Source organism: Brevundimonas sp. Root1423, from assembly GCF_001426805.1.
In genome coordinates, this window is sequence record NZ_LMFL01000039.1 from 16,540 (window position 1) to 30,657 (window position 14,118).

Genomic DNA, 14,118 nt, shown 5'->3' on the forward strand with positions numbered 1-14,118 from the left:
AACGCCCTCACGTGCATGAAGCGCCCATGTCGGCCTGCGTCCTGTATCATTTCGCCTTCGATCCGGGCTCCCGCGCCGTGCGCCTGGCGCTGGGCGAGGCCAGGAAGGGCTTCACCGAGACCCTGGTTCGTCCGTGGGAGGACGATTGCCCGGTCGCCGGGCTGAACCCGTCGGGCATGCCGCCCGTGCTCCAGGTCACCGGGGACAGCCGGTCCCTGACCCTGTGCGAGCCCGCAGCCATCCTCGGCTGGCTCGAGGACGGCGCGAGTCAGCCCTTCCTGATGCCGACCGATCCGGCCGAACGCGCCGAGACGCGCCGGCTGGTGGCCTGGTTCGACCGCCGTTTCACCGACGAGGTCAACGCCGTCCTGCTGCACGAGCGGATGGAGAAGCCCCTGCTGCGCCTCGGATCGCCCGACGCCCGCGCCCTGCGCGCGGGGCGCGAGGCCCTGAGATCGCACCTCGCCATGCTGGAGGACCTGCTGGCGAACCGGGACGCGCTGGCCGGACGCCGGATTGGTCAGGCCGATTTCATCGCGGCTGCCCATCTGTCGGTGCTGGACTATTTCGGCGAGGTCCCGTGGGCCAACTGGCCGGGCCTGAAGACCTGGTACATGAAGCTGAAATCCCGGCCCTGTTTCCGACCGCTGCTGACCGACCGCTTCCCCGGCGTCGCCGGTTCGTCGTGGTACGCCGATCTCGACTTCTAGGGTCCGGCGCGTCAAACGACGCCCATGCCGGTCGATCTTCGTCCCTTCATCCGCGAACGCGCCGCCGCCCTGGGGTTTGACGCCTGCCGTTTCGCCTCGGCCGCGGCGCCCTGGAGCGCGGGCGAGCGGCTGGCGCATTTCGTCGAGGCGGGCCGTCACGGCGACATGGGCTGGATGGAGACGACGCTGGCGCGCCGCGCCCATCCCACCGCCATGTGGGAGGGCGCCCGGACAGCGATCGTGCTCGGCCTCAACTACGGCCCGGAGTCGGACCCCCTGCCCGAGATGGCCGACCGGTCGGCGGGGTATGTCTCGGTCTATGCGCGCGGCGACGACTATCACGAGCTCATCAAGGGCCGGCTGAAGACGCTGGCGGGTCAGGTCGCCGCCCGCACCGGCGGGGAGGTCAAGGTCTTCGTCGACACCGCTCCCCTGATGGAAAAGCCGCTGGCCCAGCGCGCGGGGCTCGGCTGGCAGGGCAAGCACACCAATCTGCTCAGCCGCACCCACGGCAACTGGCTGTTCCTGGGGGTCATACTGATCGCCGCCGAACTGGAACCCGACCCGCCCGAGGGCGAGCATTGCGGCACGTGCACCGCCTGCCTCGACGCCTGTCCGACCAGGGCCTTCCCGGCGCCCTTCCAGCTCGACGCCCGACGCTGCCTGTCCTACCTGACCATCGAGTTCGCCGGGCCCTGGCCGGACGAGTTCCGCACGGCGACCGGCAGCCGGATCTACGGCTGCGACGACTGCCTGGCGGTCTGTCCGTGGAACAAGTTCGCCGCGGCTTCGAAGGAAGCCCGCGTCCAGGCGCGCGAGGCGCTGGTTTCGCCGCGCCTGGCCGATCTGGTTGCGCTTGACGACGCGGCGTTCCGGACGCTGTTCTCGAAAAGCCCGGTCAAGCGGATCGGACGGGACCGGTTCGTCCGCAATGTGCTGTACGCGATCGGCAACAGCGGCGAGCCCGACCTGATCCCCGCCGCCGAGCGGCTGCTGGATGATCCGGACGCCGTGGTGCGTGACGCCGCGGAGTGGGCGGTGCAGCGGCTCTCCCTCCCCTTCATGGGGAACGATGTCGGCGCGTAGCGACGACAGGGTGGGGAATTTGGAAGCTTGGCGTCGGCGGTGCGAATCTGGCGTACCCCACCCGGGCTCGGCTACGCCTCGCCGTCCCTCCCCATGAAGGGGAGGGAGAACGTCTAGCCCTGGGCGATCGCCCCGCCGCGTTCGCCGCCGGGCGCGCGGGCGATGTCCAGCAGCTTGATGCGGAACACCATGACGGCATTGGCCGGGATGCCCGGCCGGCCCTGTTCGCCATAGCCCTGCGCCGGCGGCACATAGACGACCCATTCATCGCCGACCCGCATCTGCTGCAGCGCCTCGGTCCAGCCCGGCACGACGTCGCCGACGGTGAAGACCGCCGGCTGGCCTGACTGGAACGAGCTGTCGAACACCGTCCCGTCCGTCAGCGTGCCCTCGTAGTCGACCCGGACCAGATCGTTGCGGTCGGGCGTCTCGCCGCCCGGCGGGCCGGACCGGATCACCTTGTACTGCACGCCCGACGGCAGGGATTTCACGCCCTCGGCCTTCGCGTTCGACGACAGGAAGAATTCGGCCGCCCGCAGATTCTGCGCCGCGCTTTCGTCCGGCGCGGCCGGTTCGCGGTTGCACGCCGCCAGCGGCCCCGCCAGCGCCGCCATCATCGACAGCGCCGCGACGCCCCTAGCCCATCCGTAGCGCATAGCCAGCCTCTTCCAGTCCGCGTCTGATTTCCAGGGCGTGGGCCTCGCCGCGCGTCTCGACCATGATGTCGAACTCCGCGCCCTTGGCCGGCACGTCCAGCGCCAGCCGGTTGTGCACCACGTCGATGATGTTTCCGCCCAGGCCGCCGATGACGGCGCTCATCTTGGACAGCATGCCGGGCCGGTCGTCGCCGAGGATGCGATAGACGACCATCTTCTTCTCGCGCACCAGTTCGCGGTTGAGGACCACGGCCAGCATGCGGGCGTCGATGTTTCCGCCGCACAGCACCAGCCCGACCTTCATGCCCCTGAACTTGTCGGGGTAGGCCAGCAAGGCCGCCAGTCCGCCCGCGCCGGCGCCCTCGGCGACCGTCTTCTCCAGCGTGGCGTAATAGGCCACCGCCGTCTCGAAATCCGCCTCCTGGCAGACCAGCACGTCCTCGACCAGTGGATCGGCGATGGCGAAGGGAATGTCGCCGACCGCCTTGATGGCGATGCCCTCGGCGATGGTCTGGCCGCCGCATTTGGCGACCTCGCCCCGTCGTCTGGCGGCGAACGAGGGGTACATGGCCGCCTCGACGCCGAAAATGCGGATGTCCGGCTTCATCGCCCTGGCCGCCACCGAACAGCCCGCGATCAGGCCGCCGCCGCCGATGGGTATGATCAGGGCCTCGAGATCCGGCGCATCCTCGAGGAACTCCACCGCGCAGACGCCCTGCCCCGTTACGATGCCCTCGTCGTCGAAGGCCGAGACGAAGACCAGGCCCTCAGCGTCGCGCAGCCGGTGCGCCTCCTCGGTGGAGCCGGTGAAATCCAGTCCCTTGATCACCACCGTGGCCCCATGCGCCCGGGTGCCGTCCGCCTTCACGAAGGGGGTGCCCTCGGGCATGACGATGGTCACCGGCACGCCCAGGCGGGCTCCGTGATAGGCCAGCGCCTGGGCGTGGTTGCCGGCGCTGGCGGCCACGACGCCGCGTTTGCGCTCGTCGGGCGTCAGCTGCAGCAGCCGGTTCAGCGCCCCGCGCTCCTTGAAGCTGCCGGTGAAATGCAGGTTGTCGAACTTGACCCAGACCTCGGCCCCGGTCAGCTGCGACAGCCGCCGCGAGTGCCGGACCGGCGTCCGGTCCACCTGGCCGGCGATGCGCGCGCGCGCGGCCAGAATATCGTCGAAAGTGACTGTCATGAGCGGTCCCTATACCCGGTCTTCGCCGGGTTGATGCGCGCTTTTGGCCCACCGCCGAACGCCTCGCAACCTTGACCTTATGCCGGCGTTGAGCGTCTGATCGCGGCGTTCGACCCGCGCATCCCCGGAGAGAGCCATGTCTGCCCGTCATCTGATCGCCATCGCCGCCGTGGCCGCCTCCCTGGCGGCGTGCGAGACCGTCTCTCCCGGCGGCTACGGGCCCGGCCCGTCCTCGAGCGCCTTCCGGGCCCAGGACTTCGCCTGGTCCGCCCGTTCCGGCCGCGCCTCGATCGACGGCCGCGTCGATTACCGCCGCGACGGGCAGGTGTTCAGCTGCACCGGCTCGGTCGCCCTGACGCCGGACACCCCCTACACCCGCGCCCGCTTCCAGACCCTGTACGGCTCGACGACCCGCGCCGCGATCCCCGAGGCCGTGGTCCGCGCCCGCACCGTCGCCGATCCCAACGCCGACTATCGCTCCTTCGTCCGCCAGACCTCCTGCGAGAACAACCGCTTCCAGTTCGACAACCTGCCGGATGGAAACTGGTTCGTGATCACCCCGGTCAGCGCCGGCGGGGACCGCGTCGTGCTGATGCGCAATGTGTCCACCCGCGGCGGCCGGGTCGGCGTCATCCTCTAGCCTGCTCCACGTCAGTGCCTGTCGTCTTTGAGGCCGCGTAACTGGCCGCTTCGGAGAGTTAACCATGCGCCCCATCGCCCTCCTGCTGGCCGCCGGCCTGACCCTCGCCGCCGCCCCGGCCGTGGCCCAGACCTGGAGCGGGACGTACGACAGCCGCCACAGCTACAGCGACGACGGAGCCCGGGCCGTCTACAGCGGCCGTCGCAGCGACGGGAACGCCGCGCCCTCCAGCTTTGACTGGCGCAGCCAGCTGGACCGGCCCGGCGACTATCGCTGTGACGCCTTCTGGGACGCGAACCGCACCGACTGCGGCGCCGGCTGGCGCGATCAGCGCCGCCGGGTCAGTCCCGAGGCGCGCCGAGACTATCGCGAACTGGCCGGTTACGGCCGCGACGGTTACGGCGGCCATCACTACAGGCGGTACAGTTACGGAGGCGGATATGGCGGTTACGGCTATTCCACTCGCAATCGTGGTCATGGCTCCAGCCCGGGTTATGACCAGGGCGGCGCGGCGTACTATGGCGCCTACGGTCGTCCGGATCTGGTCTATCCGGGGGGCGGTCGCGCCTATGGCTCCCACGCCGCCTACGGCAGCCGCCAGGACTGGTGCCGGGCCAGCTATCGCTCCTACGATCCCCGCACCGGCTACTATCGCGCCTGGAGCGGCCGCCTGATCTATTGCGGATAGGGCGTTCGCTGACGGCTGTTCATCCGATCACGGATCGGTGGGTGACCGGCGTTCGCCATCGTTTCGCCTTTTCAGGGCCGCTTCGGTCTCCCTGACCCGCAAGGGGCGGTGGATCAGGGAGCGCGTTCATGTCCCAGCACAATATTTCCGGTTCGGAAGTCTTCGGACCCAAGCCCGGCGTCATGCTGCGATCGGTCAAGACCTCGGGTCTGCGCCGCAAGCGCGCCGCCCGCACCTGGGCGGCCTTCATCGCCGGCGCCGTCGTGGCCGTCGCGGGTGGAGCCATCGCCATGGCCGCCGTCTTCGGCCCGACGCTGTTCGGTTAGAATTCGACCTCTCCCTCCCCACTTCGGGGGAGGGAGAATGCCTTACATCACGGCAACCACACCATCCGGCGCGTCGCCGTCTCGGCGTTTCGCGCGCGGCTGAAGTCCTTGCGGACCTCGCCCGTGTAGAGGAAGCCGGCCTTCTCCAGCACCCGGCCCGACGCCGGATTGTCGGAGAAATGCCCGGCCATCAGCGCCCGGCGCTTCCACGCCTTCGACGCCCAGACCGTCGCGCCCTGCAGCGCCTCCGTGGCGTAGCCCCGGCCCCAGAACGGACGCGCGATCCAGTAGCCCACCTCGGGCGCCGGATCCTTGTCCTCGAACAGGCCGAGGACCCCGACAGGGCCGTGGTCCTCATGCTCGATCAGAAAGGTGCGCGCGCGCGCCGGATCCTGCACCGCGACCTGCAGCACGAAGGCCTCGGCGTCGGCGATGCCGAACGGGTGCGGCATACGCAGGGTCATGCGCGCCACGTCGCGATCATTGGCGAGGGTCGCCAGACGGCTGATGTCCTGGGCGCCCGGCGCGCGCAGGGCCAGGCGCCGCGTCTCGACGACGGGGGAGGGTTCAATCACGCACATGACACGGCCTCGTTCGAWCTGCCGCCTCCTTGGAGGGCTCGGGCGGCGTCGAGGCGGGGAAACGAAAACGGGGAGCCTGGTGATCCAGACTCCCCGCNCTGCCGCCTCCTTGGAGGGCTCGGGCGGCGTCGAGGCGGGGAAACGAAAACGGGGAGCCTGGTGATCCAGACTCCCCGCGGAAATATTTCCCTGGTCCGGATCGCGGCTCTCGAGCCTTGCGCGATCCGGGTGTCAGTCGGWMTGCGCTACTCGGCGGCCATCGGCATGTCGGCGTCGGCCGGAAGAATCGACACGTAACAACGGCCGTTCGCCTTCTTGGTGAACTTCACGGCGCCGTGCGCGGTGGCGAACAGGGTGTGGTCGCGGCCGAGGCCGACGTTGTCGCCCGGATGGAAGGTGGTGCCGCGCTGGCGCACGAGGATGTTGCCGGCCAGCACGCGCTCGCCGCCGAACTTCTTCACGCCGAGGCGTTTCGACTCGGAGTCGCGACCGTTACGCGACGAACCACCGGATTTCTTGTGAGCCATAGGTCTGCTCCCGTTCTCGTACTGAAATTACGCTTCGTCGCCGGCCTTGTCCGCCTTCTTGGCGGGGGCCTTCTTGGCGGGAGCGGCTTTGGTTTCGGTCTTGGCGGCGGCGGCCTTCGGAGCCGCGGCCTTCTTGGCGGCGGGCTTCTCGGCGGCTTCGGCCTTGGGCGCGGCGTCGACGACCTTGGGCGACTTGGCCGGCTTGGCCTTGACCTCGGTCTCCTCGACGCGCGGGGCCAGGCCACGGGCGCGGAGGTTCATCTCGGCCTTGGTCATCAGCGAGGTYTCGCCGTCCCACTTGGCCTTCTCGCCGGCGCCGTCGATGCCGGTGATGCGCAGCACGGTTTCCATCTGGCGATGGCCGTTSGTGCGGCGRTAGCCCTGGCGACGGGTCTTCTTGAAGATCTTGATCTTCTCRCCCTTGCGGGTCTCGACCAGGGTCGCGGCGACAGCGGCGCCCGCGATCAGGGGAGCGCCGAGGGTCACGCCCTTGTCGCCGCCCAGCATCAGCACGTCGCCGAACGAAACGTCCGAACCGACATCGCCGTCGAGCTTCTCGACCACGATGACGTCGCCNCAGGGTCACGCCCTTGTCGCCGCCCAGCATCAGCACGTCGCCGAACGAAACGTCCGAACCGACATCGCCGTCSAGCTTYTCGACSACGATGACGTCGCCCGGCTGAACCCGGTACTGTTTGCCGCCGGTCTTGATCACCGCGTACATGTTGAAGCCTCAGCGAAACGCAAAAAGAATAAGCCCGACGGGGGACCCCCTCGGGCGAAGAGCGGCGACATAGACGCAGAGGGGTGTCCGAGTCAACGCGGACGGGCGAAAAAACGGGGGTCGGCCGCCACGGGCAAAAAAGAATAAGCCCGACGGGGGACCCCCTCGGGCGAAGAGCGGCGACATAGACGCAGAGGGGTGTCCGAGTCAACGCGGACGGGCGAAAAAACGGGGGTCCGCCGCGCGGCGCGGTCAAATGAAACCCGGCCCTCGACTGTTATAAGATAACATTCTATGACGCCAGGGATGACGCCGGCCGACCTCCAGCAACCCGTTCTCCTGTCCCTGCTGGGGGCCGGCTTCGCCACGGCCTTCCTGCATGCGGCCCTGCCGACCCACTGGCTGCCTTTCGTCCTCGTGGGGCGAGGTCAGCGCTGGAGCCTGCCCCGGGTTCTCGGCGTCGTGGCCGCGGCCGGCCTGGCCCATATCGCCGCCACCGCCGCGGTCGGCGGTTTGATCGTCGCCGCCGGCCTGGCCATGGACCAGTGGATCTCCGGCCTTTTGCCCGGCCTGTCGGCGGGCCTGCTGTTCCTGTTCGGCGCCTTCTATCTCGGACGCGCCCTGCTGCGCCCCGCGATCATGGCCGGCGGCCCGGCGCTGGCGCTGTCGGAGCCGACCGTCTCCCACGCCGCGGCCTTCTGGGGCCTGGTGGCGATGATGGCCGTGTCCCCCGGCGAGGTGCTGCTGCCCATCTATCTGTCGCAGGCGACCGAGGGCGCGCTGGTCCTGACCGCCCTGACCCTGGCCTTCGCGGCCGGGACGGTGTCGGGCATGGCCCTGTTCACCGTCCTCGCCCGGGCCGGATGGTCCGTGCTGCGGCTGGAGCGCTGGGCCCGCTACGAGGGCGTGATCCTCGGCCTGGCCCTGATCCTGATCGGCCTTCTCGTCGTCCTTCGTCAGCACTAAGGATAGCCGCATGGCGCACGCCCACGGCTCTCACGACGACGATCATGGTCACGACCATGGACACAGCCATGGCCCCGGCGGCCATCACGGGCCCGTCGACACCGGCGACTGGCGCTACGCCGTCGGCCTGGTCGTCAATCTGGTCTTTGTGGGCATCGAGTTCGGGGCGGGCCTGTTCAGCGGCTCCACCGCCCTGATGGCCGACGCGGGTCACAACCTGTCCGACGTCCTGGGCCTGGCCATGGCCGGCGGCGCCGCCTGGCTGGCGCGGCGGGCCAGCGGCTCGCAAAGGACCTACGGCTACGGCAAGGCCACCGTTCTGGCGGCCCTGGCCAACGCCCTTCTGCTGATCTTCGCCTGCGGCGCCATCGCCTTCGAGGCCGTGCGCCGTCTGGCCGAACCCGCGCCCGTGATGTCCGGTCTGATCATGATCGTCGCGGCGATCGGCTTCGTCATCAATCTGGGCACGGCCCTGATGTTCATGCGCGACCAGCACACCGACCTGAACGCCAAGGGGGCCTATCTGCACATGATGGCCGATGCGGCCGTCTCGATCGGCGTGGTGATCGCCGGCGGCGTCATCTGGATGACCGGCTGGTCGATCATCGACCCGCTGGTCAGCCTCGGCATCGTGGCGGTGATCCTGATCGGGACATGGGGCCTGCTGAAGGACTCGGTCAATCTGGCGCTGGACGTCGCCCCCCGCGGGGTTGACGTCGAAGCGATCCGCGCCGCCTTCCTGACCCTGCCCGGCGTCACCGCGGTCCACGACCTGCACGTCTGGGGGCTGTCCACGACCGAGACGGCCCTGACCGCCCATCTGTGCCACGGCCGCGCCGACGCCGGGGACCTGCTCAACGAGGCCCATGCCATGGTCCGCGCCCGTTTCGGCATCGGCCACGCCACCCTGCAGCTGGAGGCGGAACCGCTGGCGGACTGCCCCGCCTGCTGACCGCCTCACGGGCCGGCGGCAGGATCAGCCGATGGCCGGGATAGTCGATCACCACCATCCCCTGCGACCGGAACAGGGCGTTGCCGACGAAACCCACCGCCTCGGGTCGGGCGAAATAGCCCTGCGCCGGCTGGACGATCAGGCGCGGCGCGTCCCAGGTGAGCGGCCCGATCTCAAGCCGTCCGCCGAGGTGGACCGGCAGGCTGAGAGACCCGCCCGTCCCGCTGCCGCCGAGGGTGGCGATCGGGGCCGCTTCCGGCCGCTCGCCGCGCACCCGCGCCCATTGCCCCTGGGTCAGGTTGATCCAGACGTGAGGGTCCTCGAACAAGCCCGCCCCGGAATCATAGCGCAGGGGCAGGGCCTGGCCGTCGATAACCGCGTCCAGCCGCAATATGCCGTTGTCGTCGTGCGTGGCCACGACGCGCCCGCATCCGGCCGCCCGCGCCGCCGCCTCGGAGGGCGCCGCCACGGCGATCCGGCCGCCGGCGAAGTCGAGGACGACCACCAGCCCGGACAGGGCGTCCGAGCCGAGGATGCCCACCGCCGGCTCGCCGCCTGGCCCCTGCAGCCCACTGAGGTCCGAGGTGGTCGGCTCGATGACGGGCAGGGTCAGCCCGCCCAGCCTCAGGCCCTCCACCCGCGTCCCTCCGGCCTCGATCACCCCCGCCGAGCCCTCGACCCGGCTTCCCGCCAGCACCGGCAGGCCGGCCCGGGCGGCGAAGGCCGCGTCCAGCGCCGAGCGATTGGCCCCGGTGTCCAGCAGCAGCCACACCGGTTCGCCGGCCTCGCCGATGCGCGCCCGCACGAAGCCGACATGGGCGACGTAGCCCGACTCCACCGCATTGGCGGTTCCGAGAGTCTCGAAGGCGGCGTTGCAGCCTGGGTCGGCGGCGAGCAGGGACAGGACGAGGCTGATCAGCATGGCGGCTCCTTCAAGGCCCGGATTCCGGCCGCGCTTCCGGCGTCCGGCAAGTTAAGTCTCTTTCATCTCGCGGCCCGGCTGACTATCTCAGCGGCCGAAAGGCCTTCCATGACAGACAAGATTCCCGTCACCGTGCTCACCGGCTACCTCGGCGCCGGCAAGACCACCCTGCTGAACCGCATCCTCACCGAGGACCACGGCAAGCGCTACGCCGTCATCGTCAACGAGTTCGGCGAGATCGGCATCGACAACGACCTGGTCGTCGGCGCCGACGAGGACGTGTTCGAGATGAACAANCTGATCCGCGTCGTCGCTGGCCTGATGAAGCGCCAGCGCCCCGGCAAGCCCGCCTTCGACGCCATCATCGTCGAGACCACCGGCCTGGCCGACCCCGGGCCGGTGGCCCAGACCTTCTTCGTCGACGAGGACGTCAAGGCCAAGACCCGGCTGGACAGCGTCACCGCCCTGGTCGACGCCAAACACGTCATGGCCCGGCTGGACGACTCGAAGGAGGCGCGCGAGCAGGTCGCCTTCGCCGACCGCATCATCCTCAACAAGGTCGACCTGGTCGACGAGGCCGAGCTGGTCGCGGTCGAGGCGCGGTTGCGCCGGCTCAACCCGCTGGCCCCGATCACCCGCGCCGAGCGCGCCAATGTGCCGCTGGACCAGGTGCTGGGCCTCGGCGGCTTCGACCTGGGCCGCATCCTCGACATCAACCCCGAGTTCGCCAACCCGGTCCACGGCGAGGCCGGCCACGTCCACGACGAGCACTGCGGCCATGACCACCACGGCCACGACCACGCGCATCATGATCACGACCACGGCCATTCCCATGGCGCGCGCGGCCATGCGCACGAGGACGACATCAAGGGCGTGTCCCTGTCGCTGGAACGGCCCATGGACGGGACGAAATTCACCGCCTGGCTCGACCGGCTGCTCGGCGAGCAGGGGCAGAATATCCTGCGCGCCAAGGGCATCATCGACGTCAGCGGCGAGGACCGCCGTCTGGTCTTCCAGGCGGTGCACATGATCCTGGAGGGCGACCTGCAGAAGCCGTGGGGAGCCAACGAACGCCGCTGGTCGCGCGCCGTCTTCATCGGCCGCGATCTGGACGAGGCCGCGCTCACGGCCGGTTTCGAGGCCTGCGCCGCGTGAAGACCACCAGTTTCGACGCCCAGATAACCGCCGCCGTGTTCGACGGCGCGGGCGCGATCTTCGCCCTCGGCGACGGCTCGGTCCGGTTCGAGGGTGGCGAGTTCAGCGCCGCCCATGACGGGGCCATCCTGTGCGCCGTCGCCCACCCGTCCGGCGACGGCGTGCTCACCGGCGGCGACGACGGCCGGCTGATCTGGCACCGGCGCGACGAGGCCGGGGTTCTGGCCACCGCCAAGGGGCTGTGGATCGACGCCGTCGACGCCTCGGCCGAGAGCGGGCTGATCGCCTTCTCCGCGGGCAAGACCCTGACCGTCATCGACGCGAAGGACGCCGGTTTCCGCCGCGATTTCCAGCATGAACGGACCGTCTCGGGCGTCGCCTTCGACCCCAAGGGCCGGCGCATCGCGACCTCGACCTATGGCGGCGCGGCCCTGTGGTTCGCTCGCATCGCGCAGCAGAAGCCCACCTTCCTCAAATGGGCGGGATCGCACACGGCCGTGACCTTCTCGCCCGACGGCGCCTTCGTCGTCACCGCCATGCAGGACGCCCAGCTGCACGGCTGGCGGCTGAAGGATCAGAAAAACCTGCGCATGGGCGGCTATCCGTCCAAGGTCCGGGCCATGAGCTTCCTGTCGAACGGCCAGCTGCTGGCCACCTCGGGCGCGCAGGGGGCGGTGCTGTGGCCCTTCGTCGGCGCCAACGGCCCGATGGGGCGCGAGGCCACCGAGATCGGCTTCGACGAGGGCAGTCTGGTCGCGCTCGTGGCGTCGCGGCCGAAGCACGGCCTGCTCGCCGCCGGCCTCAACGACGGCCGGGTCTGGCTGGCCGATCCGGCGGCTCAGGGCCTGAACTTCCTCAAGGCTGAACGCGGCGCGCCCATCACGGCCCTGGCCATGAACGCCGACGCCACGCGCGTCGCCTGGGCCGACGAGGACGGGCAGGCGGGCGTTTCGACGATCTGACCGCTTGCCAAGCCGCCGCCCGGCGTGCTGCGATCCCCCCATGGCGGGGCTGACCAAGACCAGAAAGAAGGGCCGGCCGCTGCTGACCCTGTTCCTGCTCCTGCTCCTTCTGGTGACGGGCAGCATCGTGCTGCAGCGCTTCCTGCCCCCGCCCCCCACCTTCCTGATGACGGCCCGCCTGATCGAGGGCGAGGGCCTGGACTACCGCTGGCGCTCGCTGGATCACATCTCGCCGCGCCTCGTCCAGGCCGTGATCGCGTCCGAGGACGCGACCTTCTGCGCCCACCGCGGCTTCGACATGAAGGCCATCGAGACCGCCTTGAAGGCCAACGCCCGCTCCGAAAAGCGCGGAAGCAGCCGCATCCGGGGCGGCTCGACCATCAGCCAGCAAACGGCCAAGAACGCCTTCCTGTGGCCGGGCCGCGACTGGATACGCAAGGGACTGGAGGCCGGCTACACCGTCGCCATCGAGGCCGTCTGGGGCAAGCGGCGGATCATGGAGGTCTATCTGAACGTCGCCGAATGGGCCCCGGGCGTCTATGGCGCCGAGGCCGCCTCGCGCCACTGGTTCGGCAAGTCGTCGACCGACCTGACCGCGCGCGAGGCCGCGCGCCTGGCCGCCATCCTGCCCAGCCCCCGCCGCTACGACGCGGCCAGCCCGGGTCCCTATGTGCGGCGGCGCACCTCGCGCATCCAGGCCGCCATGGGCACGGTGCGCAATGATGGTCTGGCGTCGTGCGTCCTGGGCTGACGGCGACGCTTGACGCCACGGCTCGGCTCCCCTCCTCTGCCCGCCGAACGAGGCGGGCGAAGAACCGCGCGAGGAGGAAGCCCCATGAAACGCACCCTGATGACTGCCGCCGCTGTTTGCGCCCTCATGGCCGCAGGAGCCTGCGCCTCGACTGACGCCATGAGCGAGTCTGGAGCCACTGCGGGCGCGGTTTCGGACTCCGCTATGGCCCCTCCGGTCACAGCAGCCTCGGCCGCCGCTTTCGTCGCCGACGCCGAGACCCGCCTCGCCGCCCTCAGCGAGGAAGCCGCTCGCATCCAGTGGACCCGCGCCACCAACATCACCCACGACACCATGTGGCTGGAGAGCAAGATCAACGCGGAATACACCGAGCTGCAGGTCGAGCTTGCCAACGGCGCGGCGGCCTTCAACGACGTTCAGGTCCCCGACGACGTCCGCCGCAAGCTGAACCTGCTGCGCCTCGGCATCGTCCTGCCCGCGCCCAACCGCCCCGGCGCGGCCGGCGAGCTGGCCGAGATCACCACGCGGCTGGACTCGACCTATGCGACCGGCAAATTCGAGTTCAAAGGCCGCCAGATCACCCTCGACGACGCCACCACCCTGATGGCCGAGAGCCGCGATCCGGCCGAGACCAGGGCCCTGTACGAAGGCTGGCGCACCATCTCGCCGGTCATGGCCGCCGACTACACCCGCATGGTCGAGATCGCCAACGAAGGCAGCCGCGAACTGGGCTTCGCCGACACCGGCGCCATGTGGCGCGCCGGCTACGACATGGAGCCTGACGCCTTCGCCGCCGAGACCGACCGTCTGTGGACCCAGGTCAAGCCCTTCTACGAAAACCTGCACTGCTATGTGCGCGGACGGCTGAACGCGAAATACGGCGACGCCGTCCAGCCCGACAGCGGCCCGATCCGCGCCGACCTGCTGGGCAATATGTGGTCGCAGCAGTGGGGCAACATCTATGACGTCGTCGCCCCGGCCGAAGGCGGCGCCTCCAGCTATGACCTGACCGAACGCCTGGTCGCCTCGAACTATGACGCGAGGAAGATGGTCGAGACCGGCGAGGGCTTCTACGTCTCCATGGGCCTGCCCGAGCTGCCGGAGACCTTCTGGGAGCGGTCGATGATCACCCGCCCGCGCGACCGCGAGGTGGTCTGCCACGCCTCGGCCTGGGACCTCGACAATGCCGACGACATCCGCATCAAGATGTGCACCCAGGTGAACGGCGACGACTTCTACACCGTCCACCATGAGCTGGGTCACAACTACTATCAGCGCGCCTACAAGGA

At 69.7% G+C, this 14,118-nt stretch carries 17 protein-coding genes and 2 pseudogenes; 12 read left to right on the forward strand and 7 right to left on the reverse strand.

Translation table 11 applies throughout. The annotated features are described in order from the left end of the window. Positions 1-26: 26 nt before the first annotated feature. The gene (locus ASD25_RS20690; protein ID WP_055831207.1) at positions 27-710 is read left to right on the forward strand and encodes a glutathione S-transferase family protein; all 684 of its coding nucleotides are present in this window, start codon (positions 27-29) and stop codon (positions 708-710) included. 24 nt (positions 711-734) lie between these two features. Next, on the forward strand, positions 735-1,796 hold the full coding sequence (queG, locus tag ASD25_RS20695) for a tRNA epoxyqueuosine(34) reductase QueG (protein ID WP_055831209.1): 1,062 nt from the start codon (positions 735-737) through the stop codon (positions 1,794-1,796). Positions 1,797-1,909: 113 nt separating this feature from the next. On the opposite strand, the gene ASD25_RS20700 is transcribed toward queG, so the two are convergent. Continuing rightward, complete coding sequence (locus ASD25_RS20700) at positions 1,910-2,452, reverse strand: FKBP-type peptidyl-prolyl cis-trans isomerase (protein WP_055831210.1); 543 nt, start codon at positions 2,450-2,452, stop codon at positions 1,910-1,912. Then, the gene (locus tag ASD25_RS20705; RefSeq protein WP_055831211.1) at positions 2,433-3,635 is read right to left on the reverse strand and encodes a threonine ammonia-lyase; all 1,203 of its coding nucleotides are present in this window, start codon (positions 3,633-3,635) and stop codon (positions 2,433-2,435) included. Before ASD25_RS20705 ends, ASD25_RS20700 begins: the two co-directional genes overlap by 20 nt. A 136-nt stretch (positions 3,636-3,771) precedes the next feature. On the opposite strand from ASD25_RS20705, the gene ASD25_RS20710 reads away from it, so the two are divergent. The 3 genes from ASD25_RS20710 to ASD25_RS20720 all read left to right on the forward strand — a co-directional run bounded on the left by ASD25_RS20710 (position 3,772) and on the right by ASD25_RS20720 (position 5,289). Further along, complete coding sequence (locus tag ASD25_RS20710; RefSeq protein ID WP_055831212.1) at positions 3,772-4,275, forward strand: hypothetical protein; 504 nt, start codon at positions 3,772-3,774, stop codon at positions 4,273-4,275. A gap of 64 nt (positions 4,276-4,339) precedes the next feature. Then, the gene (locus tag ASD25_RS20715) at positions 4,340-4,963 is read left to right on the forward strand and encodes a BA14K family protein (RefSeq protein ID WP_055831214.1); all 624 of its coding nucleotides are present in this window, start codon (positions 4,340-4,342) and stop codon (positions 4,961-4,963) included. Between the two features lie 128 nt (positions 4,964-5,091). After that, positions 5,092-5,289 (forward strand): hypothetical protein, encoded by a 198-nt coding sequence (locus tag ASD25_RS20720; protein WP_055831216.1) that lies wholly within the window; start codon positions 5,092-5,094, stop codon positions 5,287-5,289. 47 nt (positions 5,290-5,336) lie between these two features. Here ASD25_RS20720 and ASD25_RS20725 read toward each other — a convergent pair whose 3' ends face one another. The 4 genes and pseudogenes from ASD25_RS20725 to rplU (ASD25_RS30640) all read right to left on the reverse strand — a co-directional run. Continuing rightward, the gene (locus tag ASD25_RS20725; RefSeq protein ID WP_055831217.1) at positions 5,337-5,870 is read right to left on the reverse strand and encodes a GNAT family N-acetyltransferase; all 534 of its coding nucleotides are present in this window, start codon (positions 5,868-5,870) and stop codon (positions 5,337-5,339) included. Positions 5,871-6,115: 245 nt separating this feature from the next. Continuing rightward, positions 6,116-6,397: a 50S ribosomal protein L27 gene (rpmA, locus tag ASD25_RS20730; RefSeq protein WP_055831219.1), complete on the reverse strand. Its 282-nt coding sequence runs from the start codon at positions 6,395-6,397 to the stop codon at positions 6,116-6,118. 27 nt (positions 6,398-6,424) lie between these two features. After that, on the reverse strand, positions 6,425-6,973 hold a 549-nt coding region (gene rplU / locus ASD25_RS20735; protein ID WP_156389403.1), incomplete at its 5' end, for a 50S ribosomal protein L21. 1 nt (position 6,974) lies between these two features. Then, positions 6,975-7,121, reverse strand: a pseudogene (gene rplU, locus ASD25_RS30640) (50S ribosomal protein L21); the annotation flags it as partial. Positions 7,122-7,427: 306 nt separating this feature from the next. On the opposite strand from rplU (ASD25_RS30640), the gene ASD25_RS20740 reads away from it, so the two are divergent. Together ASD25_RS20740 and ASD25_RS20745 are read left to right on the forward strand one after the other, a co-directional pair. After that, a complete protein-coding gene (locus ASD25_RS20740) occupies positions 7,428-8,087 on the forward strand; it encodes a hypothetical protein (protein ID WP_055831223.1) in 660 nt (219 codons plus the stop codon). 10 nt (positions 8,088-8,097) lie between these two features. Next, a complete protein-coding gene (locus ASD25_RS20745) occupies positions 8,098-9,039 on the forward strand; it encodes a cation diffusion facilitator family transporter (RefSeq protein WP_055831225.1) in 942 nt (313 codons plus the stop codon). Here the strand turns inward: ASD25_RS20745 and ASD25_RS20750 are convergent. Continuing rightward, positions 8,942-9,961, reverse strand: a complete 1,020-nt coding sequence (locus ASD25_RS20750) for a retropepsin-like aspartic protease (RefSeq protein ID WP_055831227.1) — start codon at positions 9,959-9,961, stop codon at positions 8,942-8,944. The two genes, ASD25_RS20745 and ASD25_RS20750, sit on opposite strands and share 98 nt — an antisense overlap. A 108-nt stretch (positions 9,962-10,069) precedes the next feature. Between ASD25_RS20750 and ASD25_RS32250 the strand changes: the two genes are divergently transcribed. From ASD25_RS32250 to ASD25_RS20770, 5 genes and pseudogenes are all read left to right on the forward strand, one after another. Next, positions 10,070-10,257 (forward strand): GTP-binding protein (locus tag ASD25_RS32250; RefSeq protein WP_304439664.1); only part of this gene is annotated, 188 nt, incomplete at its 3' end. A gap of 1 nt (position 10,258) precedes the next feature. After that, positions 10,259-11,116 (forward strand): annotated as a pseudogene (locus ASD25_RS20755) (GTP-binding protein); the annotation flags it as partial. After that, the gene (locus ASD25_RS20760) at positions 11,113-12,078 is read left to right on the forward strand and encodes a WD40 repeat domain-containing protein (protein WP_055831230.1); all 966 of its coding nucleotides are present in this window, start codon (positions 11,113-11,115) and stop codon (positions 12,076-12,078) included. The pseudogene ASD25_RS20755 and the gene ASD25_RS20760, both read left to right, overlap by 4 nt. A 40-nt stretch (positions 12,079-12,118) precedes the next feature. Then, a complete protein-coding gene (gene mtgA / locus ASD25_RS20765) occupies positions 12,119-12,829 on the forward strand; it encodes a monofunctional biosynthetic peptidoglycan transglycosylase (protein ID WP_055831232.1) in 711 nt (236 codons plus the stop codon). A gap of 84 nt (positions 12,830-12,913) precedes the next feature. Further along, the coding region (locus tag ASD25_RS20770) for a M2 family metallopeptidase (protein ID WP_200943686.1) at positions 12,914-14,118 on the forward strand (1,205 nt) is incomplete at its 3' end.